This window comes from Streptomyces sp. NPDC059668 (assembly GCF_042734135.1).
Taxonomy (GTDB): domain Bacteria; phylum Actinomycetota; class Actinomycetes; order Streptomycetales; family Streptomycetaceae; genus Streptomyces.
In genome coordinates this window covers 1-4,396 of sequence record NZ_JBHWEL010000071.1, presented here as the reverse complement: position 1 = coordinate 4,396, position 4,396 = coordinate 1, and the positions used below count along the sequence as shown (strand labels likewise).

Below are 4,396 nucleotides of genomic sequence, written 5' to 3'. Positions count from 1 at the left end.
GGGCGGCGCGGGCTGACACGCGCCCCCCGGGGGGGTGTCGCGGCGGGGGCTCTCCGGGGGGGGGGTGAGTGGTTGGGGATCTCGGGGGGGGCGCAGGCGGTCCCACGCGTCCGGACGGCACCCCCTCCGCCGGAGTCGGCGGTCCACCGCGGTCGGCCGCCGGCCGCAAGGCGGCCGGTGGGGGCCGCTCAGCGAGGCGCCCGAACGTCCCGGCGGCGGACGGCGGCGGCCCCGCCCAGTTCGTCCAGCAGTTCCGCCAGCACCCTGCGGCTCTCCGCCAGTGACTCCGCCCCGCAGCGCAGGGCCAGCCGCTCCTCCAGCGCGGCGCGGGCCCGGCGCGCGGCCGCCACGGCGTCCCGGCCGCGCGGGGTGAGGCGGACCAGGCGGATCCGGGCGTCTCCCGGAGCGGGCGTGCGTTCGGTGTAACCGAGACGCTCCAGCTCGGCGACCGCCTTGGAGGCACCCTGCTGGGTCACGTCCAACTTCGCCGCCAGATCCCCGACGGTCGGTTCGGCGTCGACGAGGTGCTGGAACACGTAGCCGTGGGAGAACCGCAGATCACCGAAACCCTCGGCGGTCAGGGCGTCCTGGACGGCGGCGGCGGCCGCGAAACCGGTGAAGAGCGCGAGGGAGCCGGTGTCGAGGCCGAGGGGATCGGGTGGGGAGGACATGACGCCATCCTCTCTTTGACAACCATGGTTGTGCAACTTAGGTTGTGGTCATGACGCGGACAGACTCGAACCCTCTCGCCATCCATCCGAACACCGCCCTCGCGCTCGCCTACCACGAGGCGGTCTCACGCGGCGCCGTCGGCGACGAACTCGCTCGGTTCTTCCATGCGGACGTCGTCCACCAGGAACTGCCCAACGCCCTCTTCCCCCAGGGCGCGGTCCGGGACCTCGACGCGCTGCGCGAGGCGGCCGCCCGCGGACAGGATCGGCTGAGCGGTCAGAGCTTCGACGTCCTCAACGCGGTCGCCTCACAGGACCAAGTCGCGTTGGAGGTCCTCTGGACGGGAACCCTCGCCGCGCCCCTCGGAACCCTGCCCGCGGGTCACGTCATGCGCGCCCACATCGCGACGTTCCTCGAGTTCCGCGACGGCCTGATCGTCGCCCAGCGCAACTACGACTGCTACGAGCCGCTGAACCCTTCCGTCACGCCCTGACCAGGCACGGGGCCGGGAGAGAGACGGACGCGCGATCCGGATCACGGCCGGCCCCGGTGAGCGGAGGAACCGCGCGGACCTCCCCACGTCGAGCCCCCGCGAACGCCGGAACGCGCGCCGCCGGAAAGGGGCGGGGTTTCCGTCCGTGACCAGAGGGCGGATTCCCGGTGATGCCGGGGAGCCCGCCGCGCCGCCGACGCCGTACGGGCGCCGGGATCCCCACGAGCCGTACGGGCACCGGATCCCGGCAGGCGGAACGCGGTGACTCACCCGGAGCCGCTCGGACCCGGCGTCGCCGCGGCCGAGGGGACTCGGCGACACCGCGGTCGCCGGCCGCGAGGAGACCTGACGTCGCGCGTCCGTGCCGGGCACAGGCATACTCGGGGCCCTGCGGGCGCATCGGCGTCCGCTGGCAGCAGGAGGTGGGCGATGGTGTCGTCGTCGGTGTCGGGGGAGCCCCGGAAAGTCACGATCCATGACGTCGCCCGGTCGGCCGGGGTGTCCCGGCAGACCGTGTCGAGGGCACTGAACGACAAGGACGAGATCGACGGCTCCACCAAACAGCGCGTCCTCGACGCCGCCCGCGCCCTCGGTTACCGGCCGAGCCGGTTCGCCCGCGGTCTGGTCCGGCAGGACACCACCACCATCGGGCTGGTCATACCCGACCTCCTCAACCCCTTCTTCACCGAGGTCGCGGCGGCCGCGCTGGAGGCGGCCCGGGCGCGCGGCTGGCACGTGGTCGTGTACGACACGGCGGACAGGGCCGAAGAGGAACGCGGCACGCTCCAGGTGATCAGCTCGCAGGTGGACGCGGTCGTCGGATACTTCAGCTGCCCCGAGGACGAACTCCAGCTGTTCACCCGTGGCATGCCGGTGGTGCTGATCGGCCGTGAGCACCACACCGCGCGCTTCAGCTCGATCCGGATCGACGGCGAGGAGGGTGTCCGCGCCGCGGTCGCGCATCTGGTCGCGGCGGGGCACACGCGGATCGGCATGCTCGACCACCACGGGCGCGTCGACCCCAGCATCCGGCGCGAGTGGTTCACGACCGCCGCGGTGTCGCACGGGATCGACGCCGACGTGGTGGTGGGCGCGGACCAGTCGGCCGACGGCGGGGGAGCCGCGCTCAGGGCTCTGCTCTACGCCCATCCCGACGTCACCGCGGTCTTCACGTTCAACGACATCATCGCGATCGGCGTGCTGCGCGAGGCGCGCCGACTCGGCAGGAGCGTCCCGCAGGATCTGGCCGTGATCGGCTTCGACGGCCTCCAGCTGGGCGCGCTCGTCGAGCCCCCGCTCGCCAGCGTCGCCCTGGACACGCGCAAGCTCGGCGCACTCGCCATAGAGCAGGTCGCACGGCTGCTGACCGGAGCGAACCCGCTGGCGGACGACGAGCTCGTGGTCCGCGCCGAGCTGCGTCTCGGCGGGTCCGCTTAACCTGCCGGACTCGTGCACGACTCGAAAGTCTTGACACTCGAACGCGCCGGAGCGCACACTTCCGATCACTTCACCGCGTTCCCGTGAGCGCTCCCGTGAACGTTCACGGGAACGCTCACGGGGCGCGTAACAAGGTTGCTGAGTTCCACCACGGCGCCCGGCGTTCGAGCCGACACCGTGATGTCCCGCCATTTCCAACCAGAAGGCTTCACGCCTGAGGTGTCAACGTCGACCCGCCTAGCGCCGTCGCTAGTCGTTCTCTGGAACGGAAGATATGAGCAACACAGTCACGCGCATCCGCCTCGCCGTCGTCGCCGCGGCAGCCGGTGTCGCCGTACTCGCCGGGTGTTCGTCGCCCGCTCCGTCGAGTGATGCATCCGCAGGCTCCTGCGAGCCGGCGAAGGGCAAGGTCACCCTCCAGTACTGGAACACCGTTCCGGGCATGGACAAGGTCGTCGCCCTGTGGAACAAGAAGAACCCGGACATCCAGGTTCAGATGAAGAACATCTCCAACGACCAGTACGGCACCATCGGCAACGCCCTCAAGGCGGGCAAGGCGCCGGAGCTCGCCCAGGTCGGTTACGACGAACTCCCCTTCCTGCGCACCCAGAACGCCTTCGTGGACGCCTCGGCCTGCTCGGCGGCCACCGCGGCCAAGTCGAAGTTCGTGCCCTGGACCTGGTCCCAGTCCAGCTTCGGCGGCACCGGCGTGTTCGCCTTCCCGCAGGACACCGGCCCGATGGCGCTCTACGTGCGCAGCGACATCTTCAAGAAGCACGGCCTGGACATCCCCAAGACCTGGGACGACTACGCGGCGGACGCGCAGAAGCTGCACAAGGCGGACCCCGGACTCAGCATCACGTTCTTCGACCCGAACAACGCCGAGGCGTTCAACGGACTGCTGTGGCAGAACAGCGCCCAGATGTACAAGTACTCCGGCGACAAGTGGCACGTCTCGGTCGTGTCCGACCAGAGCAAGCAGGTCGCCGACTACTGGCAGAAGCTGATCGACGCCAAGCTCGTGCGCACCGACCTCGCCCACGGTTCGACCCAGATGTACACCGCGTACCAGAAGAACCAGATCGCCAGCTACGTCGGTGCCGCCTGGGGCTACAGCATGTTCCGCGACAACCTGCCCGACCAGGCCGGCAAGTGGTCCATCGTCCCCATGCCGACCTGGGGTGCGAGTGCCGCGTCCGGTGACTGGGGCGGTTCCACCGTCGCGTTCATGAAGGGCAACAAGCACCTGTACGAGTCGGTCAAGTTCAACTCCTGGCTGAACACCGACCCGGAGGCCCTCGCGATGGAGAACAAGCTGGGCGGCCTCTACCCGGCGGCCACCGCCGGTTCGAAGCTTCCCGCGCTCTCCCAGGGCGTCCCGTACTACAACAACGAGAAGATCTTCGATGTCTTCGCCGACTCGTCCAAGAACATCGACACCGACTTCTCCTGGGGCCCCACCCAGAAGACGGTGAACCTGTCGCTCCAGGACGCGATGGCCAAGGCGACGGCGGGCAGCGGCACCCTCAGCGACGCGCTCTCGGCCGCCCAGGCGACCGCGCTGAAGTCGATGAAGGACCAGGCGATCCCGGCGACCGCGGGCAAGTGACCGAGGAATGACTGACATCGCACCCCGCGCGACCCGCGTGGTGGGGTCTACGGGGGGGCGCCCCCCGCACCGCCGCGGCGGCCCCCCGGCCCCCCCCCCCCCCCCGGTACAGTCCCCCGTATTAAAACCCGTGGTGGTGGTATAACAGGTGCCCCGCGGGGAACCGCGCGGGGGCAGCGTACGAG

4 protein-coding genes are annotated in these 4,396 nt (G+C 70.4%); 3 read left to right on the top strand and 1 reads right to left on the bottom strand.

What is annotated here, in order from left to right:
* Window positions 1–188: 188 nt before the first annotated feature.
* Window positions 189–671 (bottom strand): MarR family winged helix-turn-helix transcriptional regulator, encoded by a 483-nt coding sequence (locus tag ACFV2J_RS34425; RefSeq protein ID WP_385097773.1) that lies wholly within the window; start codon window positions 669–671, stop codon window positions 189–191.
* Window positions 672–721: 50 nt separating this feature from the next.
* Here ACFV2J_RS34425 and ACFV2J_RS34420 point away from each other — a divergent pair, with 50 nt between their 5' ends.
* From ACFV2J_RS34420 to ACFV2J_RS34410, 3 genes are all read left to right on the top strand, one after another.
* A complete protein-coding gene (locus ACFV2J_RS34420) occupies window positions 722–1,165 on the top strand; it encodes a nuclear transport factor 2 family protein (RefSeq protein ID WP_385097770.1) in 444 nt (147 codons plus the stop codon).
* Window positions 1,166–1,594: 429 nt separating this feature from the next.
* Entirely contained in the window at window positions 1,595–2,602 is a 1,008-nt protein-coding gene (locus ACFV2J_RS34415) for a LacI family DNA-binding transcriptional regulator (RefSeq protein WP_385442344.1), read from the top strand.
* A gap of 274 nt (window positions 2,603–2,876) precedes the next feature.
* A complete protein-coding gene (locus ACFV2J_RS34410; RefSeq protein WP_385098329.1) occupies window positions 2,877–4,211 on the top strand; it encodes an ABC transporter substrate-binding protein in 1,335 nt (444 codons plus the stop codon).
* Window positions 4,212–4,396 lie beyond the last annotated feature (185 nt).